The following is a 24,096-nucleotide window of genomic DNA, read 5'->3' as shown; positions in this document are numbered from 1 at the left end:
CTTCGCTTTGGGCGCCGAAGCTCGCTGACCACGGTGGCTGGCGGCATGCACGGCAAGCACATCACTTAAGCATCCTACTAACTATTGACTCCGGCCCGGCTCCGCTTTAGTTAAGCTATGACTTAACCAATGAGGACCAACCATGCGCAAACTCAAGATGCACCTGCATATCTCGCTGGATGGCTATGCCTCCGATGCCGCTGGCGGCTTCCATTGGGTGACCTACAACGACCAGATCGCTGCTCGCGCCAAGCAGCTGACCGCCAATGCCGATGCCGTGGTCTTTGGTCCCAAGACCTACAAGGGCATGCAGGGCTACTGGCCGAGCGTCCCGAACGATCCCGACGCCACTCCTGGCGAGCGCGCCCATGCCGACTGGATCGCGCACGCCACCAAGATCGTCGTCTCCACCAGCCTGCCCGAAGCCGAGGCCAGTTGGGAAACCTCCCTTCTGCTGCGGGATCCCGCTGAGCTCACTGCCATCAAGCAGCAGCCGGGCGGCGACATCGTCAGTTTCGGCAGTCCGCTGCTCGTCCGCAGTTGCCTCGAGCGCGGCCTGATCGACGAGTTGCACCTGTTCCTCAACCCGATCCTGCTCGGTGGCGGCCAGGCCGTCTTCGGTTCTGGCGTTCAGAGTAAGCTTCGCCTGTTGGAAGCCACGCCCCTGCCCGATGGCGTCGTGGCGCTGACCTACACACCGAACTGAGGCAGATCACCCCTGCTCCTGAGCCGGTTGCCGGCAGGTTTTTCACAGCCTCGCAGCACCTGCTGCGGGGTTTTTCGGTGTTCCACATTCACTCGCGGCGCACCCTTGCTAACATGTTAGCATTCAATGATTTTTCCGCGCCATTTGACATCTGTGCAATCGTTGTCAGATCAGTTTGAACTACTATTTGTCATACCAGATGACGTCACAATCTCGCATAAGCTTCCATTGCGGGGCTATTGACAGCCAAAAACACTGAAACTACCGTGCCGCTGGTCCTACAAATGTAGGATTGAGGGATCTACTACAACTTGTGTCGAGGCAATCCGGTCATGACGGCCAGGAGCGATGTCGTTCGGCTGAAGCAAGGGGGCGCGCGCCAGAAGCATGGCGCCGTGCACCTCTATGATTCCGCCGTCGAAACCCTGGTCGGACAGATCAAGGCGCTGATCGACAAGCGCAATCTCGGCGTCGGCGATCCGCTGCCGTCGGAGCGCGAGCTGGGTGAGATGTTCACGTCGAGCCGCACCACGGTGCGCGAGGCGATGCGCATCCTCAAGGCCTATGGCGTGGTCGACGTGCGCCCCAAGGTGGGCGCGGTGATCATCGATCGGCGGATGGACGCCGTCTTCGAACTCTACTCGTTCAATACGCTGGAGCTGAGCCGGCAGACCTTCCTCGACACCCAGGGCTTCCGCCAGCTGATCGAGGTCGGCGCGGTCGACCAGTTGTTCGATCGCGCGACGTGCGAGGATATCGTCGAGCTGAGAACCATCAACGACACCATGCGCGAGGAGGAGCAACTCCACGTCGCCGCCCAGCACGACTTCCGCTTTCATTCCAAGCTTGTCGGCATCCTCGGCAACAAGCAGGTCAACGAGATCTATCGGATCATGAAGCCGGTGATGCTCAAGATCATGGAGAGCGGCGTCAACCGCATGAAGACCCATGGTGTCAGCTTCGACGAGCATGGCGGCATCGCCGACGCGCTCGAGAGCCGCAACCGCTTTGCCTTTCAGTATCGCATGAGCCAGCACCTCGAAGCGGGGCTGGCTTTGTTCAAGGAGTAGAATTTGGCGACGCCCGAGCGGCGCGCCGGATGGGCCGAAACGGCCCCGACGACAGGTGGGCGGGGGAGGACTACCGGCCACCACAGACCAGCGACTGCCTAGTTGTTTCAGATCGTTCTCTGGGAGGAGAAACCTATGAACGCACTACGCATTGCCTCGGCCGCGCTTGTCGGCCTGCTCGTCTCGACCAGTCTCAGCACCGCCGGCCCCAAGGTGGTTTCCGGCCCAGGCGCCGACCCCACCTGTTTTGCCCCGTGGAACGCCGAGACCAAGTATTTCCAATGGGACAAGCAGGAAGGGCCGTACCGCATCGCCGTGGTCAACGGCTATGTCGGCAACACCTGGCGCATCCAGATGATCAAGACCGCCAAGGCCTTCGCTGAGGACCCGGCGATCAAGGACAAGATCAAGGAGTTCAAGGTCGTCTCGACCGGCACCGACGCGCCGGCCCAGCTCGGCGCCATCGAGGACTTCATCAACCAGGGCTTTGACGCCATCGTCACCATCGCAGTATCGCCGGAAGGTTTTGACCGCGTCATCCGCCTCGCCGACCGCGAGAACGTGGTGATCGTGCCGTTCGACAACATCCTCGATACCGACGCGGTCATGATGGTCAACGAGGACCAGCTGCAGATGGGCCGCGACTGGGGCAGCTTCGTGCTCAAGGAACTGGCCGCCAAGGGCAAGACCTCGGGCAAGATCCTCGAAGTCCGCGGCCTTGCCGGCAACTCGGTCGACCGTGATCGTTCGATCGGCATCCACGAGGTGTTCGATGCCACCCCCGGTCCCTGGGAAATCGTCCAGGTGGTCGGCAACTGGGATGACGGCACCGCCCAGAAGGTCACCGCCGACGCGCTCGCCGTGCACGGCACCTTCGATGGTGTCATCACTCAGGGTGGTTCGACCGGCACCGTGCAGGCCCTGCTCGATGCCAAGCACCCGTTCGTCCCGGTGGGCGGCGAAGCCGAGAACGGCTTCAGGAAGCTTGTCGCCAAGCACTCCGGCGAGGGTCTTGTCGGCCTCTCGATCGGCCAGTCGCCCGGCCTCGTCGCCATCTCGATGAAGGCAGCCATCTCGGCCCTCGAGGGCAACGTGATGCCGCAGCTCATCTCGGTGCCGCTGCCGTCGGTCGATTACACGGGGCTCAAGGACGGCGAAAACTTCTGGACCGACCTGCCGGACAACTTCTTCACCGTCAACGAATTCCCGCCCTGCGGCGTGAACATCTCGGGCCCGGCGATCATGGCCCAGACCGAGGAGAACGTGCAGTAGACCTCCGCACGTCCTGGAGCGCGGTCGGCAGGTCCACGAGGCCTTCGACCGCGCGACCAGCGGTGAACGGAAACCCGGTCGCTTCGCAAGAGCGACGCCGGGTTTCCAGGCGGTGCCGGGTCCCATCGCCCGGCATCGCTTCTCCCCTTTCATTCGACGGCTGAGGATTGACGATGCTGGACGGGCGGGCCGCACGGCCATTTGCCGAACTGAGCGGCGTTTCCAAGTATTTCTCGGGGGCACGGGCGCTCGAGGGGGTGGACTTTTCGTGCCACGAGGGCTCCATCCACGCCATCCTGGGCGAAAACGGCGCCGGCAAATCCACCCTGATCAAGATCATGGCCGGGGTGGTGCAGCCCGATAGCGGTACGCTCAGCGTCGAAGGTATACAGCACCGCTTCTCGCGCCCCTCCGAGGCAGCCAAGGCCGGCATTGTCTGCGTGTTCCAGGAGCTGTCGCTGCTGCCCGACCTGTCGGTGGCCGACAACATCTCGATATCCGATCCACCGCGCCGCTTCGGCCTGATCGACCGCCGCGCCCAGCGCGAGCGCGCCGAGGCGCTGCTGGCCCGCATCCATTGCGAGGACGTCGATCCGCGCGCCCTGATCCGCGATCTCTCGCTGTCGCGCCGGCAAATGGTCGAGATCGCCAAGGCGCTCGGCAAGAATCCGAAACTGCTGATCCTCGACGAAGCGACCTCGGCGCTGACCAGCCGCGACGTCGAAACCGTCTACAACGTGCTCGCCGAGCTGAAGGCCGAGGGCACCGGCATGCTGTTCATCTCGCACCGCATGCACGAGGTCGAGGCGCTTTGCGACACCCTCTCGGTGTTCCGCAACGGCCGCCACATCGAAACCTTCTTGAAGGGCGCCCGCACTCAGGACGAGATCGTCAAGCTGATGATCGGCCGCGACATCGTCCACCAGTTTCCAGTGAAGCCGCCGGCGCTGAGCCGCAAGCCGCATCTCGCCGTCACCGACCTCAAATGGGAAAACCGCCTCAACGGCGTCTCGCTCTCGGTCGGCAAGGGCGAGATCGTCGGGCTGGGCGGCCTCGATGGCCAGGGCCAGAAGGAACTGCTGCTCGCCCTGTTCGGTGTGCTGCGCGGCGTCGAGGGCAAGGTCACGGTCGGTGGCGAGGGCGGCATCCCGGCCTCGCCCGCCGACGCCAAGGGCGGCCGCAGCCGCATCGCGCTGGTACCGGAGGATCGGAAAACCGAGGGCCTGATGCTGCCCATGTCGATCGCCGACAATCTCCTCGTCGCCAGCTTCGACAAGGTCCGCCAGGGACCGTTCATCGACCCCACGAAGTCGCGTCAGGCCGTCGCCGATGCCATCGCCCAGCTGCAGATCAAGCTCAACAAGCCGGAAGATCCGGTCGCCAGCCTCTCCGGTGGCAACCAGCAGAAGGTGGTGATCGCCAAATGGCTGCTGACCCAGCCCGAAGTGATGCTGCTCAACGATCCCACCCGCGGCATCGACGTCGGCACCAAGCAGGAGCTCTACCGGCTGATGCGCGAGCTCGCCGACAAGGACACCGCGATCCTGTTCTATTCCACCGATTACGCCGAGCTGATCGGCTGCTGCGACCGCGTCGCCGTGATGTATGACGGCCGCATCGTCACCGAGTTCAGTGGCGACGCCATCACCGAGGAAGCCCTCGTTGCCGCCGCGCTCAACATCACCAGGCCGACCGATGTGCCGGCCCGAGAGGCGGTGCCCGCATGAGCGCCATCACCGCCAGCACCCCACCGCGCGCCTCGGCGCTCGCCATGTCGATCCGCCAGAACCGCGGCTTCTACGGCGCCATCCTGCTGCTCGCCGCGCTCTACCTGGTCTACAATTTCATCCACCCGCGCGGTTTTTCCACCAACGTCTTCATCGCCAACACCAATGAATCGGTGGCGCTCGCCTTCGTCGCCATGGCGCAGGCGATGACGGTGATCGTCGGCGGCCTCGACCTGTCGGTCGGCGCGGTGATGACCCTCACCAGCTGTATCGCCAGCGAACTGGTGCGGGGCGAACCCTGGCAGATCATCCTCGGCTGCGTCGTCTCGGTGGCCGCCGGCGCCGGCTTCGGCCTCGTCAACGGCCTCGTCATCGTCTATGGCCGCCTGCAACCGATCATCGCGACGCTCGCCACCGGCGCCGTCGCCATCGGCCTTGCCCTGTTGATCCGCCCACAGCCGGGCGGCGAGGTCGATCTCGATCTCAACTGGGCCGTCACTAACTCGATCAAGGACCTGGCCGAGACCTATCACCTGTTCGAGGACGGTGAGGCGGCCTGGCTGCAGCCCATCGCCTGGGTGCCGGTGCCGCTGCTCATCCTCGTCACCATCACCGCCGCGGTGTGGATGCCGTTCCGCCGCACCGTCACCGGCCGTACCCTCTATGCCATCGGCTCATCCGAAGGCGCCGCCTATATGTCGGGCCTGCCGATCAATCGCGCCAAGCTCTGGGCCTTCACGCTGGCGGGCTTTTTCGCCGGCTGCGCCGGGCTCTATCTCGCCATCCAGACCGGCTCCGGCAACGCCGATATCCCGCAGGCCGGCGCTTACACGCTCAACTCCATCGCCGCCGTGGTGCTGGGCGGCATCTCGCTGCTCGGCGGCGTCGGCACGGTGATCGGCGCCCTGATCGGCGCACTGATCCTGCGCGCCATCTCGTTCTACTTCCGCATCCTGTCGATCGATCCGCTGCTGCAGCCGCTGGTCGAAGGCGTGGTGCTGCTTGCCGCCGTCAGCCTCGGCGCCATCCGCACGTTGCGGGTGAAGAACCGTCTCGAACTCTTCAGGTAGGACCGGACCCATGGCCAACGATCTCACCCTGCCCCGCCTGAAATCCGACGATCTTCCGATCGTCATCTCCGCCGGCTTCGTGCTGGTGATCCTGGCGCTCGGCTCGATCTATACCGTCGCCACGCTCGGCACGATGCCGCTCCTGAGCCCCAATTACCTGCTCACCCAGCTGCAGACCGGCGCCTTTCTCGGCATCGTCGCGGCCGGGATGATGATGGTGATCCTGCTCGGTCACATCGACCTCAGCGTCCCCTGGACGATGACCGCCGCCGCCATGATGGCGACCACCGTCGGCGGCCCCGCCGCCATCCCCACCGGCCTCGCCATCGGCCTGCTGGTCGGGCTGTTCAACGGCTTCGGCGTCGCTTACCTCCGCATCCCCTCGATGATCTTCACTCTCGGCGTCGACTCGGTGATGCGCGGCCTCATGATCGCCCACACCGGCGGCTTTGCTCCGCAGGATTCGGCCACGCCGCTGATGCGCTACCTCGCCGCCGACAAGATCCTCGGCATTCCCGTCGCCATCTTCGTCTGGGCCGCCGTCTCCATCGTCATCGCCGCAATCCTCAGCCGCACCGCCTTCGGCAAGGCGATTTACGCCACCGGCAACCGCGAGGCGGCGTCCTATCTCAGCGGCATCCGCACCCGTTGGGTCATCGTCGGCGCCTTCGTCATCTCCGGTCTCTGCGCCGCGCTCGCCGGCGTGCTGCTCGCCGGCTATTCGGCCAAGGCCTACCAGGGCATGGGCAACGCCTACCTGCTGCCGGCCATCGCCGCGGTGGTGATCGGCGGCACCCACATCCTCGGCGGCCGCGGCCGCTTCATCGGCACGGTGGTCGGGGTGATCCTCATCGTGCTGCTCAACTCGGTGCTGTCGATCATGCAGATGCCCGAGGCCGGCCGGCAGATCATCTATGGCCTGGTGATCATCATCATGCTGCTGGTCTACGGTCGGACGGCGAAGGTAACGAGTTGATTGTGACGAGGGGCTCTGGCACAGCCGTCCGCTAGCCACCGGCCGTCATCCCGACGAAAGTCGGGACCCACTGCTCGGGCGGCGCAACGCGCCGGATATCTCCGGTCTTTCACGGCAAGTTCGGAGAAGCCGCAGCGCGCGGAGCCACCGAGCGCTGGGTCCCGGCTTTCGCCGGGATGACGACGGAGTGTGTGTCGGCGATGCAGCAAAGCAGGAACAGCGTCGCCGAGGTCTTCCGCGTCTTCCTGCTGCTCGGGCTCACCAGCTTTGGTGGCCCCGTGGCTCACCTCGGCTACTTCCGCACCGAGCTGGTACAGCGCCGCGCTTGGCTCGATGATGCCGCCTATGCCGATCTGGTGGCGCTCTGCCAGTTTCTCCCCGGCCCCGCCTCGAGCCAGGTCGGCATCGCCATCGGCAAGCTGCGCGCCGGTTACTGGGGCGCTATCGCGGCGTGGGTGGCCTTTACCCTGCCCTCGGTCGTCCTGCTGCTGGCTTTCGCCTATGGCGCCACCCGCCTCGCCGGCCCGCTGGCCGACGGCGTCCTGCATGGGCTGAAGCTCGCGGCACTCGCGGTGGTCGCACAAGCCGTGTGGGCCATGTCGAAGTCGCTGACCCCGGACCTCAAGCGCCGCCTCATTGCTCTTGCTGCCGCGGCGATCGCGCTGCTGCTCCCATCCGGCCTGACCCAGCTGGCGCTGATTGCCGCGGCAGCTCTCGCCGGATACCTCTTGGCGCCATCAGCCGCTGCCCCGCGCCTCGCCTTTGATCGCACCAGCAGCATCTTCCTCGCCCTGTTTTTCGGCCTGCTGCTCGCCCTGCCGATCCTCGCCGCCACCGGCAACGCCACTTTGGTGGTCGCCGAGAAATTCTACCGCACCGGCTCGCTGGTGTTCGGCGGCGGGCATGTCGTGCTGCCGCTGCTCGAGGCCGAGCTGGTGACCCCCGGCCTGATCGACCGCAACCTGTTCCTCGCCGGCTACGGCGCGGCGCAGGCGGTTCCCGGCCCGCTCTTCGCCTTCGCTGCCTATGTCGGCGCGCTGCTCGACGCGCCGCCCAATGGCATCGCCGGCGCGCTGCTCGGGCTCAGCGCCATCTATCTGCCCTCGTTCCTCCTGGTGTTCGGCGCCCTGCCCTATTGGCAGTCGCTGCGCGTTAATCCACGCCTGCGCGCCGGCCTCGATCTCGCCAATGCCGCCGTGGTCGGCCTGCTGCTGGCAACGCTCTATGATCCGGTGTTCACCAGCGCCGTGTTCGGCCTGCTCGATCTCGGCTGGGGCATCGGCGCGCTGGTCCTGCTGCTGATCAGAACTCCACCATGGCTGGTGGTGCTGCTGAGCGCCGCGGCCGGCGCGGTGCTGGCCGGTTTCTAGGGTCGCCGCGCGATCAGGTCGATCTCGACCAGCGCCCCCACCGCCAGTGCGGTGACGCCGACCGTGGTGCGGGCCGGCAGCTTTCCGGCCTCGAAGAAGCTCGGCCACATCGCGTTGAGCGCCGCATAGTCGCGCTGGAACTCAGTGAGATAGATGCGCGCCATCGTCACGTGCTCGAGCCCCAGCCCGATGCCGCCGAGGATCAGCTTCAGGTTGTCGATCACCCGGCGCGTCTGCGCCTCGATTCCCTCCGGCAGCGGCGCGTCGGGCGCCGCCGGGTCAGTCGGCATCTGCCCGGTGATGAACACAAAGCCGTCGGCCTCGACCGCATGGCTGAACGGCGCCACCGGCTGCGGTCCACTGGAAATCATGTGATGGATGGGCAGCGACATCGTTCATTCCTGCTGTCTTTGCTGCCCGCTCGCCCCCACGGCCCCGAGCTCAGCAGAGACGGCATAAAACGCTTTCAGGAAAAGTTGCAGACTTTTCCGCTTCGAAAGCGCGACAATTTACATGCTCTACCACGTTCACGCGGAGTTCATGCGCCCCTCTTCAAATAGTCGCAAAGCGGGTGCCCATGGCGGCTGGTGGCGCCCTTCCATTCATGACACGCTGCTGCGTGGGGCTTGGGGCTCCGCGCCTTATTCCAGGGGAGCTTCCAGGAGCCTATGTTCGAATTTCTTCACTCCATCTCGACCTGGCTCGAGCTGTTCCTGCAGGGCATCTCCGACAATTTCTGGCTTTCGCTGCTGTTCATCTTCCTCGTCTGCATCGGTGAGGCCGTGTTCATCCTCGGCCTGCTGGTGCCGTCGCTCCCCATCCTGCTGCTGACCGGCGGCCTGATCGCGCAGGGCAGCCTGCCCTTCTGGCCGATCTTCTTTGCCGCGGTGCTCGGCGCCATTATCGGCGACGCCATTTCCTACACCGTCGGTTACCTGCTCAAGGACAAGATCCGAACGGTCTGGCCGTTCAAGAACCACCTGAAGCTGATCGAGCAGGGCGAAGTGTTCTTCGCTCGCCATGGCGGCAAGGCGATTTTCATCGGCCGCTTCATCACCGGCGTCAAAGCCGTCATCCCCGGCGTCGCCGGCATGATGAGCATGCCCTACCGGCACTTCTCGGTGATCAACGTCATCTCCGCCTTCGTCTGGGCGGCCGTGCATATCCTGCCCGGCGTGCTGCTCACCGGCTGGCTCAAGTCCATCGGGCTGAGCCTTGAGATGGTGATCATCGTCGGCGCCATCGTCTTGACCGTGGCCTTCCTCGTCGTCCACTTCTGGAAGCGCATCCTCCTCGTCTTCGCCCCCTTCATGGGCGAGTTCGGCCGCTCGCTGCAGGCCCGCTGGCAGAAGCCCGAGGCCGGGCACTAGGAAAGCCTCTCAAAACCCTGTCATACGCATCTCACGTCGGCCCGCTATTGAGGGCCGATGCTTGAGATTTTCACTGCGCTCACAGGCTGGCTGGAGATGGTGCTCGAAACCATCTCGGGCAATTTCTGGCTCAGCCTGTGGTTCATCTTTCTGATCGCCGCCACCGAGGCGGTGTTCATCCTCGGCCTGTTCATCCCCTCGACCCCGGTGCTGCTGCTGGCCGGCGGGCTGATCGCTGAGGGTAAGCTGCCGTTCTGGGAGATCTACCTTGCCGCGGTGCTCGGCGCCGTGGTCGGCGATGCGATCTCCTATGCGCTCGGCTTCTGGCTCAAGGACCGGATCAAGACGCTCTGGCCGTTCCGCAACCACCTGCCGCTGATCGCTCGCGGCGAAGCGTTCTTTGCCAGGCACGGCGGCAAGTCGGTGTTCATCGGGCGGTTCATCCCGGGGGTGAAAGCGGTCGTCCCCGGCATTGCCGGCATGTTCGGCATGAACTACCGGCACTTCTCGATCATCAACGTCACCTCGGCCTTCGTCTGGGCCGCGGCGCATATCCTTCCCGGCATGCTGCTCTCGGCCTGGCTGAAATCGATGGGGCTGAGCCTCGAGCTGGTGATCATCGTCGGCGCGCTGGTGCTGGTCGTGCTGTTCCTCCTGCTGCATTACTGGCAGTCGATCCTGCTCGCCGCCGCGCCCTATCTCGGCGCCTTCGGCCGCAGCATCGAGGCCCGCTGGCGGAAGGAGACGGCGACCACCGGCCACGAAACCGTCGCCTCCCTCCCCCTTGAGGGGAGGGATTGAGGGAGGGGGTGGTGCAGTCAGCACCGAGCCCGCCTCACCACCCCCACCCCCAGCCCCTCCCCTCAAGGGGGAGGGGAGCAAGGGCGAGGCGGAGCACTAACTCCTACTTGCGCCGCGCCGGCATGAGGTCGAATATCGCCCGATGCTGCACATCCCACGTCGGCTCGCTTCGATCCTGACGCGCCTCTTCATGGGGCTCCTGCTGCTGCTCGCGGCAGGGCCGGCTTTCGCCGACGACGCCGCCGACCGCGCCGCTATCGACAAGCTGTTCGCCCAGTTGCGTGTGGCGCCGAATGCCGAAACCGCACAGGCGATCGATGCGCAGATCTGGACCTATTGGACCACCCCGTCCGACCCGATCCTCGCTGGCCGCATGCGCGAGGTGCTGACGGCGCGCGGCATGGGCGACGCGGCCGGCGCACTGCGCCTGCTCGACAAGCTGATCGCCGACTATCCCGATTATGCCGAAGGCTGGAACCAACGGGCCACCATCTATTACACGCTGGGCGATTTCGACGCCTCGATCGCCGATTGCGAGAAAGTGCTGGCCCTCGAGCCGCGTCACTTTGGCGCCCTCTCCGGGCGCGCCCTGATGTACCTGCAGCTGGGCAAGCGAGCGCTGGCGCTCAAGGACATGGCCGCAGCCCTGGCGGTCCACCCGTTCCTCAATGAGCGGCGTCTGTTCCCCGAACTGGGTGAGCCGATGACGCAGATCTGACCTGCCCCCACCGCCCTTCCGCCTGTCCGCTGCCACCCCATATGACACGCATTACCGGCGCTCACCCGCCGCCGAACTGAAAGGCCTGCTATGTCTGACGAACTCCCCGTCGAGCACGAAGAAGCCAACGGCCGTGGCCGCTACGTGGTCTATCTCCCCGACGGCTCCGAAGCCGAAATGACCTACCAGCGCCGCGACGCCAACACCATCATTGCAGACCATACCGGCGTGCCGCCGCAGCATCGCAACCTCGGCCTGGCGCTGAAGCTGGTGGAAACCGCCATCGCCGACGCCCGCGCCACCGGCAGCAAGATCGTACCGGTCTGCTCCTACGTCGTGGCGCAGTTCCGCCGCCACCCCGAGTGGGCCGACCTGCAGGCCTGACCTCGGCGACAGCCTCCCGGCGCGGGCTTCGCCCTTGTCCGGCCGGTCGCTTTTTAGCCAAATGCTAACCATCCCGCGCCTCCAAGGGGGCGCCGAGGCAACTTGTAGCCCGCTGGCGCGCTTTCCTGTTCCCTAAAGGAATTGGAAACCATGCGCCGCGCGCTCGCCATCCTCGCTTTTGCCCTTGCCGCTGCCGCTGCCCACGCGCAGGAGGCGGTAACCCTGCCGATCCCTCCACTGACTGCCGAGGCGGTGAACGCCGCCGACATCTCGACCATCGCCGCGATCTACGCGCCCGTCGCGCCGGCCGATCCCGCAGTTGCGGCCGAGCGTCACCCCGACCCGGCCGTGATCCGCCTGCAGGTGCTGCTCGATCGTGCCGGCGCCTCGCCGGGCGTCATCGATGGTTTCGATGGCGACAATGTCCGCAAGGCTGTGCTGGCCTTCGAGCTGATGCGCGGGCTGCCGCCCGATGGGGCGCTCGACCCCGAGGTGCTGGCGGCGCTCGAAACCGGCGGGCCGGTGATCGGCGACTACGCCATCATCGCCGATGACCTCAACGCCATCGGCGAGCCGATCCCCAAGGACTATGCCGAGCAGGCGAAGCGCAAATTCCTCGGCTACACCTCGATCGAGGAGTCGCTGGCCGAGCGTTTCCATATGGATATCGACCTCTTGAAGGCGCTCAATCCCGGCGCCGGCTACACGGTCGGCGAGCCGATCTATGTCGCCGGCTACGGCCCCGATCTCAAAGGCGAGGTCGTGCGCATCGAGGCTGACAAGTCGCTGCGCCAGGTCCGCGCCTATGGCGCCGACAATCGCCTGCTTGCCGCCTACCCTGCCACCATCGGCTCCGAGGAGAACCCCTCTCCGTCGGGCACCCACATCGTCGAAGGCGTCGCCCCGATGCCCGAGTACACCTACAATCCCAAGGTTAATTTCCAGCAGGGCAAGAACACCGAAGTGCTCACCATCCCGCCCGGTCCGAACGGGCCGGTCGGCTCGATGTGGATCGACCTGAGCGAGCCGACCTTCGGCATCCACGGCACCCCGGAACCATCTCTCATCGACAAGACTGGCTCGCATGGCTGCGTAAGGTTGACCAACTGGGATGCCAATGAGTTGGCGAAGATGGTGAAACCCGGCGTGCCCGTCGACTTCGTCGGATGATGTGGTTCTACGCGCCACCGGGTGAGTGGTGCCGGCCGGCGAGCCGGCGCGAGGCAACCGATCTGCCCCGGGAGCATTGGTCAGGTACAAGGAGAAGGCCAATGCTGAAACAAGGCACCGATATCAAGAGCTTCTTCGAGGCTTATGCCAAACGCAGCAACGCTGCGCTGCAGGATCCGCCCGTCGAGGATGTCGACGGCACCGTGGCAAGCTTCGCGCCCTACCTGGTCGAATCGAGCCCGCAGGGCGTGATGGGCGGCGCCAACAATACCGAGTTCAGGAACATGATCGGCCAGGGCTTTGCCAAATACCGCAACGTCGGTGGCACTGCCATGCGGATCACCGGCGTCAAGGTCACTGAACTCGATGACGCCAACGTCATGGCGACGGTCGACTGGGAGTTCGACTACAAGCGCAGGCGGGACGGCAAGACCGGCACAGTCGGCTTCGCCAACCGCTACTTCCTCAACGTCGCCGGCGATACGCCCAAGATCTTCGCTTACATCACCCCCGACGAGCATCAGGCGATGCAGGAGCACGGGTTGATCTGACGCCAGCGCCCATCGCTGACCTTGCCACTCCATGGTGCCCCCACCTCGGTGTCATCCCAGTGAAAGCTGGGACCCCACGGCGAGGGCTTCGCCCTCGTCCGTCTCGCCACCGCGCAAGTGGATGGATGGGTCCCAGCTTTCGCTGGGATGACGTCCGGTGGGTGGGGCACGAGCGTAGCTTGGTGCACATACACGACGAACCACGGCGTTCCTCAGCCGAGAAAATCCCGCACCGCGAGCAGCTCCTCGCGGCGGATTTCGTGGCCGCCTTCGTGCCAGAACAGCGATACCTCGGCACCCTGCTCCTTGAAGTAGGCCGAGAGCAGCTCGGCCGAATGCACCGGCGCGATCGGGTCGCGACGGCCGGCGGTGATGATGATCCGCTTACCCCTGAGCCCCGGCTGCGGCTTGGGGGTGAACGGGATCAGCGGGTGCATCAGCACCGCCACGTCGAACTGCTCCGGCGCCTCGAACAAGACCGAGGCGAGGATGTTCGCCCCGTTCGAGTAGCCGAGCCCGAGCACCTCTTTGGCGTTCCCCTTGCTGGCGCCGACAAAGCCCGCGAGCTTCCTGGTCGCCCGCGCCAGGTCCGCCATGTCGTAGCGTCCCTCACCGACGCGCTTGAAGTAGCGCAGGGCGCCGCCTTCGGAGATGTCACCGCGTACCCCGATGCGTCGCGCCCCGGGCTTCAGTTCGGCCGCGAGGTCAGTGAACTGGTGTTCGTCGCCGCCGGTACCGTGCAACAGGTAGAAGGCCGGCGCATCCGAGGATGCGCCGGGGATATCCACGTTGACGTAGCTGTCGATCGTCTCGGCCATCATGCTGGCTCCTTCTCTTCGAGCGGCTGCAGCGTCTGCTCCAGCGTGCTTCTCAGGTGCTCGTGCTGCTTGGGCAGCTTCAGCGCTTCACCCAGATGCGCGGTGTCCTCGTCCCGGTCGAAGCCGGGTTCGTTCGTCGCGATCTCGAACAGCACACCGCCCGGGGTCCGGAAATAGATCGCCCAGAAATAGTCGCGGTCGATCACCGGCGTCACCTGGTAGCCGGTGTCCAGCAAGGCCTTGCGCACTTCGAGCTGCGCCGCCCGGTTCTCCACCGCGAAGGCGATGTGGTGCACCGAACCGGCGCCGAGATCGGCCCGGTTGGCGTCGGGCAGCACCTCGATGTCGATGCTGTTGGCCGGGTTGCCATCCGGCCGGATCAGCCGGTGGATGTTCCCCGAGCTTTCGGCGTTCTGGTAGCCCATGAACTTCAGCAGCTCTTCGGTGGCGCCGCCATCGCGCAGCCGCAGCGAGGCCGAATGGAAGCCACGGATCGCATGCTCGGCATCGACGCCGTTGCCGGTCCACGGCAGCCGCGCATCGGCAGCATTCTCGACCAGGGCCAGCGCATCGCCCTCCGGCGCCCGGAAGCTCAGGCGCTTCTCGCCGAAGCTTTCGGAGAGTTCGAGATCCCCGACGCGATCCGCCGCCAGCCGCTCCTGCCAGTAGCCGAGCGAACCCTCAGGCACCGAGAACACCGTGGTGCCGACCTCGCCGACACCAGGCCGGCCACGGGCGATGTGCGGGAACGGAAAGTGCGTCATCACCGTGCCCGGCGTGCCGACCTCATCACCGTAATAGAGGTGATAGACATCGGGCGCGTCAAAATTGACCGTCTGCTTGACCCGGCGCAGGCCGAGCGTCTTCGAAAAGAAATGGTTGTTCTCGGCCGCATCGCGCGCCATCGAGGTAACGTGGTGCAGGCCCTTGATCTGAGTGATCATCGCTAACTCCTTGCGTCGGCTCTTGCCGATCGCGCTCCTGTGTCGGCCCCTGCCGATCGCTGTCTAGTGTGCCGGCCTTTGCCGGTCGCTTCGGCACTAGAGATAGGGCACCGGCATTCACTCGAATAGCGCACCATCGGCGCAAGGGATTGTTTGTTTCGATCGAACAATCACAGCTTACGGGGTGTTCACTTGACCGATCGGATCGGCCTCGGCTAAATCTTGACTATGGAAGTCATAAATAGATCGCTCGAGCGCATCCGGCTCGAAACCCGCATCCGCATCCTCGACGTCGCCTCGGTCGTCGACATCACCCCGCATATGCGCCGGATCCGGCTCACCGGCCCTGAACTCGAGGGCTTTCAGTCCCCGGGTCACGCCGACCACGTCAAGGTCTTCCTGCCCTCCGACGGCAAGCCGCTCCCCCGCCCTGAGCGCCATCCCGATGGCCTCGTCTGGCCCGACGAGGTGGCAAAGCCGTTCGTGCGCGAATACACGCCGCGCTACTTCGACGCCGCAGCGCTGACCCTCGACCTCGACTTCGTGCTGCATGGCGATGGCCCGGCCTCAAGCTGGGCGGCGGCCGCCAAGCCCGGCGACCAGTTGATGATCGGTGGTCCGCGCGGCACCATCCGTGTCCCCGAGGCGTTCGACTGGTACTTCATTGCCGGCGACGAGACCGCGCTGCCCGCCATCGGCCGCCGCATCGAGGAACTGCCCGCCAATAAGCCTGCTATCGCCATCATCGAAGTGCCCGAGGCCGCCGACGAGCAGCGCTTCGAAACCAGCTCTCCGGTGGCGATCCACTGGATCCACCGCAATGGCCGCGAGGCCGGCGCCGACAACCTGATCCTGCCCACAGTCGCCGAGATCGGCTTCCCACCCGGCGAAGGTTTTGCCTTCGTCGCCGGTGAGGCACAGATGGCCAAGGCGCTGCGCCACCACCTCGTCGCCCGCGGTTTCAACAACGACTACATCCGGGCCGCCGGCTATTGGCTGAGGGGCGAAGCCGGGGACTGACCGGCTACTGCTTGATGGTCAGCCTGCCCGGGTTGCGCAGTTGCGGCCGGCTACTTGATGACGGCGTGTCGAGCACGCAGTTGGCCATGGCAATCTGGTAGGCCCGCGCGACGCGAACCTTGCACTCGCCATAGATCACCGAGGTGAGCGGGTAGATCGCACAACCCGCATCATCGATATTGAACTGCACCAGCGCCTTCTGCAGGCAATCGGACTTTGCCGCGTTGTCCTTGGGAGCGGCTAGCGCTGCGCCGGCGACAAGTATGCCGACGCAAAAAGCGAGGCTGCGGATAAGCTGGAGTCGAGTGGGAGAGCGCATCTGGACCTCCTCCTGGATGGCCACGACGCTGTCACACCCAAGCTTAACTCACGCTGAGCGCCCCATCTCCGTTCCGTTCATTTTCGGCTTACACCGCATCGCGGAACTTCAGCGTCTCGACCGTCGGCCTGCTCGGCTTGTACTCGAGCCCGATCAGCCCGTCATAGCCCTGCGCCTTTAGCCATTCGAGCCGCTCGGCATAGTCCATGCGACCGCTGCCCGGCTCGCCGCGGCCCGGTGTATCGGCAAGATGCACATGCACGACGCGATCGAGCCGGCCGGCCAGCACCTCGATTTCCTCGCCCATCACGGCCGCGTGGTAGATGTCATAGAGCAGCTTGATTTCGGGCCGGCCCACCTCGTCGACGATGTCGAGCCCTTCCTCGGTCGAGGTGAGGTAATAGCCCGGGTGATCCACGCGGTCGTTGAGCGGCTCCAGCGCCAGCACCACGTCCGAGCCCTCGAGGATTCTGGCGGCTTCCTTCAGCACCTTGACGATCGCCGCATGCTGCGCCGCGCGCGCCATGCCGGGCTGGTTGTCGCCGGCCTGGGCGATGATCACCCTGGCGCCCAGCTGCAGCGCCGCCGCCAGCGAGGTGCGCACCCCCTCGAGGAACCACTGGTGCGATTCCGGATTGGTCAGCGGCGCGATCGGCTCACACAGAATCCCGGCCAGCGTCAGCCCGGTTTCGTCGAGCGCCAGCTTGATGGCGTCGCAATCCTTGTTGGAGAAACGCCAGAACTCGACAGCGTCGAGCCCCGCGGCCTTGGCCGCGCGGACCCGGTTGGCAACATCAGGTTCTTCGGTGGCGAACAGCCACTCGATACAGGCGGAGTAATGCATAAGACCTCAGATAACCAAGCGGGATCAGGGAAAGCTGTGAGACTCTTCCGATTCGATTCCCGCGACGAAAAACAGCGTCTGTCAGACGGTAACTTTGTGGGAAACCCGGCCCTTGTCGCCGAAGATCCTGATGTAGCGGCGGATTTCTGCCGCATCGCCGGTGGCCTTCTCCGGATTGTCCGAGAGCTTCACCGCCGGACGGCCATCCGCCTCGCTCACCTTGCACACCAGCGAGATCGGCTCAAGCTGCGGGTTGGGCCACGGCGAACAGCCCGAGAAATCGTTGGTGAGGTTGGTGCCCCAGCCGAAGGCCATGCGCACCCGGCCATGGAAGTGGTGATAGGCTTCCTCGATCATGTCGACGTCCAGCCCATCGGAGAAGATCAGCAGCTTGTCGCGCGGGTCGCGCCCGCGTTCCTGCCACCACTTGATGATCTTCTCGCCGCCCTCGATGGCGGGCGCACTGTCCGGCCGGAAGCCGGTCCAGTCCGCCACCCAGTCGGGCGCATGCCTGAGGAACGCATCGGTACCGAAGGCGTCGGGCAGGACGATCTTGAGATTGCCGCCATAGTAGCTCTCCCAATCCTGCAGCACCTGGTACGGCGCCTGTTTCAGCGCTTCCTCGTTCGGCGCGATTGCCGCCAGCACCATGGGCAGCTCATGCGCGTTGGTGCCCAGTGCCTCAAGGTCGTTGTCCATGGCCAGCAGCACGTTCGACGTGCCGGTAAACACTTCGAGCCCCAGCCCTTCCTTCAGCGCCTCGACGCACCAGCGCTGCCACAGGAACGAGTGCCGGCGACGGGTGCCGAAATCCGAGATGCGGAGCTCAGGGAGCAATTTCAGCCGCTCCACCTTCTCCCACATCTTGGCCTTGGCCCGCGCATAGACGACGTCGAGCGCGAACGGCCCATAGGCCTTCAACGCGGCACGACTGCGCAGTTCATTGATGATGGCGAGCGCCGGGATCTCCCACATCGTGGTCTCGATCCACTTGCCGTGGAAGGTCAGCTCAAACTGCCCGTCGCGCTTTTCGAGGTGGTAATCCGGCAGCCGGAACCCCTCGAGCCAGCGCAGGAACTCGGGCGAGAAAATCTGCTTCGAGCCATAAAAGCTGTTACCCGCCAGCCAGATCATCTCCTTCTTGCCGAAGCGGAGGGTCCGCGCATGGTCGAGTTGCGCGCGCAGTTCGCCCTCGTCGATATCGTCGGCGAGACGGACTGAGGTCTTGCGGTTGATCAGCGAGAAGGTGGCGTCGACTTTGGGGTAGAGCCCCCAGATCATCTGCAGCATCAATAGCTTGTAGAAATCCGTATCGAGCAGGCTTCTGACGATCGGATCGAGCTTCCAGGTATGGTTGTAAACCCGCCGGGCAATGTCGGTCTTCGGCATCACGCTTCCCTTCACTCGCCCGACACGTCCTGGAGCGCCTGCAGGAAAAGTCGTGAGACTTTTCCACCTCGAAAGCGCGACCAAGCCGATAACCTGGAGCATTCCGTCGTCTCAGCGAGACGATGGAAATGCTCTAGGCGGATCGGAGCGAAAAGAAAAGAGCACTCCATCGCCAAACGACGATGAAGGCCGCGCAATGGTGCGACAGGGGGCTGGCCTCCACGCGCGGGGCGCCGGGCCGCCCGACGTCCGTCAGTTGCCGGAGCCGGAGAGAAACTCGCTCTTGATCGTCATCCAGATGATCTTGAGGTCGAGGCCAAGCGACTGATTCTGGATATAGGCCAGGTCGTGATCGATCCGGCTGCACGAAGACTGCGCATCGGTCGTCGGTCCGCGCAGGCCATTGGCCTGAGCCCAACCCGACAGGCCTGGCCGCACTGCGTGCCGCAGCTCATAGTAAGGCACCAGGTCCTCATAGACCACGCCCGCTGCCTTCATGCCGATGGCATGCGGGCGCGGTCCGACCAGCGACATGTCGCCCCTGAGCACATTGAACAGCTGCGGCAACTCGTCGAGGCTGCGCGAGCGCATGAAGCGCCCAAGCGGCGTCACCCCGGGGTCGCCGGTCGTCACCTGTCGCACCCCGGTCGGATCGCAGGCGTCTGTCCGCATGGTGCGGAATTTGTAGATGCGGAACGGCACGCCATTGCGGCCGTGGCGCCATTGCCGGAACAGCACCGGCCCGGGACTGGAAAGCTTGATGGCGATCGCCAGCATCAGCAGCGTCGGCGACAGCGCGATCAGCGCCCCCGCCGAAAGCACGATGTCGATGGTTCGCTTGAGGATATCCTGAACGGTCGCCCGTGGCGGCCTCGCCGCGATCACCGGGATTCCGTTGTTCAATGCCAGCGGCAGGCCATGTTGCGGTACCCGCCTGGTGAACGCGCGATCGATCGGGACCACATCCCCGATCTCGGACGAAAGAAAGACACGCAAGTTTTGCTCCGTCGCCTAGCCCAAAGCACTCGGCTGCATCCGCCAAGCGACTACATCCTCTCCCGCCCTCGGGAACGCGGCGCTCAGCCAGTAGCTCGGCCGAACTTCAAAATCGACGGCACGCCACCGCAATGGCACTACCGCTCATAAGCACCGTCAGCGTGTGGCCCGCTGCCCGGCACTGCCCAAACACCAATCCTCGCCTCACCCTGCGATGAGGCCTGGACCCTGCCATCGGGTTAGGCAGATAGCCGGCGCCTTAATTGGCGCTGGCCAGCTCCGGCACGGGGATCGCCGCCGTAGTAATAATCTGGCAATCCCTGATCGTGGCACTGATCTCGATGATCTGGGCCTGCTGAACCCCATCAGTCGAAAGCTGTGCCGCCGTTTCAATTGCGATCGGAAGCTCGGTCTGGTCTACCAGACAAGTTTCGTCGTCCTGGTAGAGCTCAACCAGAGCCGCCACCAGTTCAGCGATCGTCTCATTAGCGGCCTCCGAGGGCGCACCGATGCCCTTGAGGAAACCGTCCACTGCGGCAATACACTGGCCCCAGCGGTCCTTGTCGCCGTCATACTGTTCGCCCACCACCGGTGCGCAAACAGACATGACGCCAGGAATGTCCGTCGGAGCGCTCTGCGCCAGCGCAGCCGGGCTCCACAGGGCAGCCATGAAAGAAACCGCTGCCAGAGTTCCACACGCAAGTTTAAGATGAGGCATCTTACCCTCCTCCTCTTTGTAACACATTTTTAACACTAAGCGTCTGTCACGTCGAAAGTCAACGCGCCGCAACGACTTCGCCGATCACGTTATAGGCAGAACCGCGAAAATGGTTACCGGTGGAACTTCTTTATTACACCTCGGCAAACAACAACCGGCGGTGTGTTGCAGGCCGCTGCTTGCGGGCGGTGGCCGCCCGGCTGGCGGGTGACGGCGCCTATTAGTCCCTGTTTCCATCTTTCGCCAGCACCGTTCCGATGCTGATATGCCCGGCAACAACAGGGAGGACTTCATGCAACGTGTATTGGTCACCGGCGCGGCCAAGGGCATCGGACGCGCCGTCGCTGAGGCCTTCGCGGCCGAGGGCGCCAAGCTTGTACTGATGGATGTCGATGCCGCCGGGCTCGATGAGGTCGCGGCCGCGCTCAAGGGCAAGGCCGCAGCCACCGAGATCTGCGTCGGCTCCGTCGCCAGCCTCGCCGACTGCAGCCGTGCCGCGGCCATGGCGCAACAGAGCTTCGGCGGCCTCGACGTATTGAGCCACAATGCCGGTATCCAGACCTACGGCACCGTCGAGACCACCGACGAGGCGCTCTGGGACCGCACCCTCGACGTCAACCTCAAGGGCGCCTTCCTCATCTCGAAGGCCTCGATGGCCATGTTGCGCGCCTCAAAAGGCAGCGTCGTCCACATCTCCTCGGTGCAGGGTGTGGCCTCGCAGGCCGGCGTCACCGCCTACTCGGTGTCCAAGCACGGCCTCATCGGCCTCGTCCGCTCGATGGCCGTCGACTACGCTCCCTACGGCGTGCGCGTGAACGGCATCGCCCCTGGCTCGGTCGATACCCCACTGCTCCGCAACGCTGTCGACGCCGCGCCCGACCCGGCCGCCGTCTATGCGGAAATCGACGCCATGCATCCGCTCGGCCGCATGGCCCACCCGTCCGAGGTCGCCAGCGCCGTGCTGTTCCTCGCTTCCGAAAACGCCTCCTTTATCACCGGCGAGGTCTTGCGGGTCGATGGCGGGATGCGCGCCAGATTGGGTGGCTCGCCCAAGACCAACTAAGCGCGAGGCGGTGGCCGCGACGGTTGATCAGCTGGAGCGGCCATGCCCTGGGGCCGGCCGTCGACGCCGGCCTCGCCGCGCCGGTTCATTCGCTCGTCCAATTGACTCCCTTCCGCCAATCAGGGCCCCTTCTCTCACAATCGAGCGGGACAACCCCGCCGCTGAGGAGCCATTGAAGTGAAGATTACCGCCATCAAGCCCTACGCCGTCTGGGTGGGCATCCGTAACCAGCTCGTCGTCAAGATCGAGACCGACGAGGGCATTTTCGGCTGGGGCGAAAGCGGCCTGTCGGGTCGCGAAAAGGCAGTAGTCGGCGCCATCGAGCACTACGCCGAGATCCTCATCGGCATGGACCCGTTCAAGATCGGCCACATCTGGCAGCTGCTCTACCGCAGCCAGTATTTCGAGGGCGGCCGCGTGCTGCAGGCGGCGATCTCGGCCATCGACATCGCGCTCTACGACATCAAGGGCAAGGCATTGGGGGTACCTGTTTACGAGCTCCTGGGCGGCAAGCAGCGCGACAAGATCCCGACCTTCGCCACCACCTCGGGCGAACCCGGCACCGAAATGATCGAGCAGGCCAAAATGCTGATTGCCCATGGCTGGAACGCCATGCGGCTGTCGCCGTCGGGTCATGGCGAAACGATCTACGAGCCGCGTGAGCATATCGGCAAGACCGCCAAGTGGATGGTCAAGGCGCGCGAGGAGCTGGGTGAGGACGTCATCCTCGGCATCGACTTCCACCACCGCCTGTCCGTGGCCGAGGCTGCGAGCTTCTGCCAGAAGATGCCGTCCGGCACGCTCGACTTTCTCGAGGAGCCGATCCGCGACGAGACCCCCGAGGCCTATGAATCGCTGCGCACCCTCACTGACATACCCTTCGCCATCGGCGAGGAGTTTGCGTCCAAGTGGCAGTTCCTGCCCTACATCGAACGCGGCATCCATCAGTTCAACCGCATCGACGTGTGCAATGTCGGCGGCCTGACCGAATCGATGAAGGTCGCCGGCTGGTCCGAGGCGCACTACGTGGACATGATGCCGCACAACCCGCTCGGCCCGATCTGCACGGCGGCCACCGTTCACTTCTCGGCAGCGGTGCCGAACTTTTCCTGGCTCGAGACCCGCTCCAGCCCGGCGGAACATCTCGGCTTCGACAATACCGAGTTTTTCCCCGTGCAGCCGCGGCTTGAGGGCTCGCACTACCCGGTCAGCAATGCCCCAGGCCTCGGCATCGAGGTCAATGAAGAACTGATCAAGCAGCAAAGCTTCAAGTTCTGGCAGGCACCCATGCTGCACCGCCGCGATGGCTCTGTGACCAATTGGTAGTGATCTCGTGGGTTGACGCCCCGCCGCGCCACCCCACTTAGTACTTGTGGACGCAGGAATCGAAGCTCAGCCCGTACTTCGGGCTGAGCGGCGTTGCTTCGGCGTCAATTTGGGTTGCGGCGAGGGCTTAGAATTGGCTGACTTTTTTGAACCCGCGGGACGCGGCGTGCAACATGCCAGCCTGCGCGCCGCCAATCGCCGCGCCGTGCTCACCACCATCACCTTCAGCCCCGGCATTTCCAACGCCGAAGTGTCGCGTCGCACCGGCCTCGCCCCGCAGACGGCGTCGGCGATCGTCACCGAGCTCGAGGATGATGGCCTCATCACCCGTGGCGATGTGTTGCGCGGCCGCCGCGGCCAGCCGGCGACGCCGCTCTACCTCGACTACGCCGGCGCCTATGGCATCGGCTGCGAGATCTCCTGGCACCACATCGACATCATCCTGATCAACCTCGGCAGCGAGGATCTCGGCCGCTATCGCCGCGATTTCGCCTACCCCGACGCAACCACCGTCATCGCCGAGGCGGCCGAAGCGATCGCCGGCCTTGTTGCCCGGCTCAGCCCCGCGCAGCAGCAACGCGTCGCCGGCGTCGGCCTCGCGACACCCAGCAACCTCGGTAGCCTGATCGGCAATGTCGACGCGCCGGCTCATCAGCTCGAGGCGTGGCGTGACCTCGATCTGCGCGCCGCGCTCGAAGCGGCGACGGGCCTCGCCACCACCTGGTTCAATGACGGCAACTGCGCCTGCTTCGCCGAAATGGTGATGTCGCCGCCGCCGCGCCCGGCCAACCTGGTACACCTGTTCGTTTCGACCTATCTCGGGGCGGGCATCACCGCCGAACACACGCTGTGGGAAGGCCCGACCGGCAACTCCGCCAACCTCGGATCGATGCTGGTCAACGGCCATGACGGCCATCGCAGCTTCGGCCACGACATCGCCTCGACCACGGCCCTCGGCCGGCGCCTCGCCAAGGCGGGCATCGAACTGCCGGTCGGCAACCCCTCCGAGTGGCCATGGGCGGATTGGGAAGCGCACATCGCCCCATGGGTCGAGGCGTCGGGCAGCGCCCTCGCCGAGATCATCGTCAATACCGGCGCTGTGCTGGAGATCGATCACGCCATTATCGACAGCACCGCCCCGCAGCCGATCATCGAGCGGCTGGTGGCGGCAACCGAGCAATCGCTGGCCGAACTGGTGGTCATCGGCGCCAGGCGCCCTCGCCTCGTCGCCGGCACGCTGGGCGCCCGCGCCACCCCGCTCGGCGCCGCCCAGCTGACCATGTTCCGCAAGCATTTTTCGCGGGACCTGAGTGATATGCTGGCGGCGGAAGCGGGCGACTAGCTGGCCGCTGGGCTGGTGGTCGCGGACCCCCACCCCTGTCCCCTCCCCCTAAGAATGGGGAGGGAGACCCTCACACGGACATCGAGGCTGCCGTCTCCCTCCCCATTCTTAGGGGGAGGGATTAAGGGTGGG

25 protein-coding genes are annotated in these 24,096 nt (G+C 64.9%); 17 read left to right on the top strand and 8 right to left on the bottom strand.

The genetic code is table 11. From position 1 onward, the window contains the following. Window positions 1-142: 142 nt before the first annotated feature. The 7 genes from ASC89_RS15475 to chrA all read left to right on the top strand — a co-directional run bounded on the left by ASC89_RS15475 (window position 143) and on the right by chrA (window position 8,191). A complete protein-coding gene (locus ASC89_RS15475) occupies window positions 143-706 on the top strand; it encodes a dihydrofolate reductase family protein (RefSeq protein ID WP_055999362.1) in 564 nt (187 codons plus the stop codon). Window positions 707-1,038: 332 nt separating this feature from the next. Continuing rightward, window positions 1,039-1,776, top strand: a complete 738-nt coding sequence (locus tag ASC89_RS15470) for a FadR/GntR family transcriptional regulator (protein ID WP_055999359.1) — start codon at window positions 1,039-1,041, stop codon at window positions 1,774-1,776. 135 nt (window positions 1,777-1,911) lie between these two features. Then, entirely contained in the window at window positions 1,912-3,048 is a 1,137-nt protein-coding gene (locus ASC89_RS15465; RefSeq protein ID WP_055999356.1) for a sugar ABC transporter substrate-binding protein, read from the top strand. Window positions 3,049-3,221: 173 nt separating this feature from the next. Further along, a complete protein-coding gene (locus ASC89_RS15460; protein ID WP_055999353.1) occupies window positions 3,222-4,775 on the top strand; it encodes a sugar ABC transporter ATP-binding protein in 1,554 nt (517 codons plus the stop codon). Continuing rightward, window positions 4,772-5,845, top strand: a complete 1,074-nt coding sequence (locus tag ASC89_RS15455; RefSeq protein WP_055999350.1) for an ABC transporter permease — start codon at window positions 4,772-4,774, stop codon at window positions 5,843-5,845. The genes ASC89_RS15460 and ASC89_RS15455 overlap by 4 nt, the downstream gene beginning before the upstream one ends. Window positions 5,846-5,855: 10 nt before the next feature. Beyond that, a complete protein-coding gene (locus ASC89_RS15450; RefSeq protein WP_055882841.1) occupies window positions 5,856-6,821 on the top strand; it encodes an ABC transporter permease in 966 nt (321 codons plus the stop codon). A gap of 200 nt (window positions 6,822-7,021) precedes the next feature. Next, complete coding sequence (gene chrA, locus ASC89_RS15445) at window positions 7,022-8,191, top strand: chromate efflux transporter (RefSeq protein ID WP_244488474.1); 1,170 nt, start codon at window positions 7,022-7,024, stop codon at window positions 8,189-8,191. Here the strand turns inward: chrA and ASC89_RS15440 are convergent. Then, on the bottom strand, window positions 8,188-8,562 hold the full coding sequence (locus ASC89_RS15440; RefSeq protein ID WP_055883295.1) for a RidA family protein: 375 nt from the start codon (window positions 8,560-8,562) through the stop codon (window positions 8,188-8,190). The two genes, chrA and ASC89_RS15440, sit on opposite strands and share 4 nt — an antisense overlap. Before the next feature lie 297 nt (window positions 8,563-8,859). Here ASC89_RS15440 and ASC89_RS15435 point away from each other — a divergent pair, with 297 nt between their 5' ends. From ASC89_RS15435 to ASC89_RS15410, 6 genes are all read left to right on the top strand, one after another. Next, a complete protein-coding gene (locus ASC89_RS15435) occupies window positions 8,860-9,561 on the top strand; it encodes a DedA family protein (RefSeq protein WP_055882837.1) in 702 nt (233 codons plus the stop codon). A 57-nt stretch (window positions 9,562-9,618) separates the two neighbouring features. Next, window positions 9,619-10,362: a DedA family protein gene (locus ASC89_RS15430; protein WP_055999345.1), complete on the top strand. Its 744-nt coding sequence runs from the start codon at window positions 9,619-9,621 to the stop codon at window positions 10,360-10,362. Between the two features lie 142 nt (window positions 10,363-10,504). Continuing rightward, window positions 10,505-11,080, top strand: coding sequence for a tetratricopeptide repeat protein (locus ASC89_RS15425; RefSeq protein ID WP_055999342.1), 576 nt, complete (start codon window positions 10,505-10,507; stop codon window positions 11,078-11,080). A gap of 90 nt (window positions 11,081-11,170) precedes the next feature. After that, window positions 11,171-11,464 (top strand): GNAT family N-acetyltransferase, encoded by a 294-nt coding sequence (locus ASC89_RS15420; RefSeq protein WP_055882832.1) that lies wholly within the window; start codon window positions 11,171-11,173, stop codon window positions 11,462-11,464. A 150-nt stretch (window positions 11,465-11,614) separates the two neighbouring features. Then, the gene (locus tag ASC89_RS15415) at window positions 11,615-12,634 is read left to right on the top strand and encodes a L,D-transpeptidase (protein WP_055999339.1); all 1,020 of its coding nucleotides are present in this window, start codon (window positions 11,615-11,617) and stop codon (window positions 12,632-12,634) included. Window positions 12,635-12,735: 101 nt separating this feature from the next. Next, on the top strand, window positions 12,736-13,185 hold the full coding sequence (locus ASC89_RS15410; protein WP_055999335.1) for a hypothetical protein: 450 nt from the start codon (window positions 12,736-12,738) through the stop codon (window positions 13,183-13,185). Window positions 13,186-13,397: 212 nt separating this feature from the next. Here the strand turns inward: ASC89_RS15410 and ASC89_RS15405 are convergent, their stop codons facing one another. Both ASC89_RS15405 and ASC89_RS15400 read right to left on the bottom strand, forming a co-directional pair. Further along, a complete protein-coding gene (locus ASC89_RS15405) occupies window positions 13,398-14,003 on the bottom strand; it encodes an alpha/beta hydrolase (RefSeq protein WP_055999332.1) in 606 nt (201 codons plus the stop codon). Continuing rightward, the gene (locus ASC89_RS15400; protein ID WP_055999328.1) at window positions 14,003-14,947 is read right to left on the bottom strand and encodes a VOC family protein; all 945 of its coding nucleotides are present in this window, start codon (window positions 14,945-14,947) and stop codon (window positions 14,003-14,005) included. The genes ASC89_RS15405 and ASC89_RS15400 overlap by 1 nt, the downstream gene beginning before the upstream one ends. 228 nt (window positions 14,948-15,175) lie before the next feature. Here ASC89_RS15400 and ASC89_RS15395 point away from each other — a divergent pair, with 228 nt between their 5' ends. Continuing rightward, a complete protein-coding gene (locus tag ASC89_RS15395; RefSeq protein ID WP_055999326.1) occupies window positions 15,176-15,967 on the top strand; it encodes a siderophore-interacting protein in 792 nt (263 codons plus the stop codon). 4 nt (window positions 15,968-15,971) lie between these two features. Here the strand turns inward: ASC89_RS15395 and ASC89_RS15390 are convergent, their stop codons facing one another. The 5 genes from ASC89_RS15390 to ASC89_RS15370 all read right to left on the bottom strand — a co-directional run bounded on the left by ASC89_RS15390 (window position 15,972) and on the right by ASC89_RS15370 (window position 20,233). Then, on the bottom strand, window positions 15,972-16,286 hold the full coding sequence (locus ASC89_RS15390) for a hypothetical protein (RefSeq protein ID WP_055882821.1): 315 nt from the start codon (window positions 16,284-16,286) through the stop codon (window positions 15,972-15,974). An 88-nt stretch (window positions 16,287-16,374) separates the two neighbouring features. After that, a complete protein-coding gene (locus tag ASC89_RS15385; protein ID WP_055882819.1) occupies window positions 16,375-17,130 on the bottom strand; it encodes a hydroxypyruvate isomerase family protein in 756 nt (251 codons plus the stop codon). A gap of 81 nt (window positions 17,131-17,211) precedes the next feature. Continuing rightward, window positions 17,212-18,519: a nicotinate phosphoribosyltransferase gene (gene pncB / locus ASC89_RS15380; RefSeq protein ID WP_055999323.1), complete on the bottom strand. Its 1,308-nt coding sequence runs from the start codon at window positions 18,517-18,519 to the stop codon at window positions 17,212-17,214. A gap of 252 nt (window positions 18,520-18,771) precedes the next feature. Next, window positions 18,772-19,515, bottom strand: coding sequence for a sugar transferase (locus ASC89_RS15375; protein ID WP_082528297.1), 744 nt, complete (start codon window positions 19,513-19,515; stop codon window positions 18,772-18,774). Between the two features lie 259 nt (window positions 19,516-19,774). After that, window positions 19,775-20,233, bottom strand: coding sequence for a hypothetical protein (locus ASC89_RS15370; RefSeq protein WP_055882816.1), 459 nt, complete (start codon window positions 20,231-20,233; stop codon window positions 19,775-19,777). Between the two features lie 292 nt (window positions 20,234-20,525). Between ASC89_RS15370 and ASC89_RS15365 the strand changes: the two genes are divergently transcribed. The 3 genes from ASC89_RS15365 (at window position 20,526) to ASC89_RS15355 (ending at window position 23,964) form a co-directional block, all read left to right on the top strand. Then, the gene (locus ASC89_RS15365; RefSeq protein ID WP_055882814.1) at window positions 20,526-21,296 is read left to right on the top strand and encodes an SDR family NAD(P)-dependent oxidoreductase; all 771 of its coding nucleotides are present in this window, start codon (window positions 20,526-20,528) and stop codon (window positions 21,294-21,296) included. A gap of 177 nt (window positions 21,297-21,473) precedes the next feature. Beyond that, window positions 21,474-22,622 (top strand): mandelate racemase/muconate lactonizing enzyme family protein, encoded by a 1,149-nt coding sequence (locus ASC89_RS15360; protein WP_055999320.1) that lies wholly within the window; start codon window positions 21,474-21,476, stop codon window positions 22,620-22,622. Between the two features lie 166 nt (window positions 22,623-22,788). Continuing rightward, the gene (locus ASC89_RS15355) at window positions 22,789-23,964 is read left to right on the top strand and encodes an ROK family transcriptional regulator (RefSeq protein WP_162247948.1); all 1,176 of its coding nucleotides are present in this window, start codon (window positions 22,789-22,791) and stop codon (window positions 23,962-23,964) included. Window positions 23,965-24,096 lie beyond the last annotated feature (132 nt).

The sequence above is a fragment of the Devosia sp. Root413D1 genome, assembly GCF_001425235.1.
In the GTDB taxonomy this organism is placed as follows: Bacteria; Pseudomonadota; Alphaproteobacteria; order Rhizobiales; family Devosiaceae; genus Devosia_A.
The sequence above is the reverse complement of the archived record's forward strand: the minus strand, read 5'-3'. Positions and strand labels throughout refer to the sequence as shown.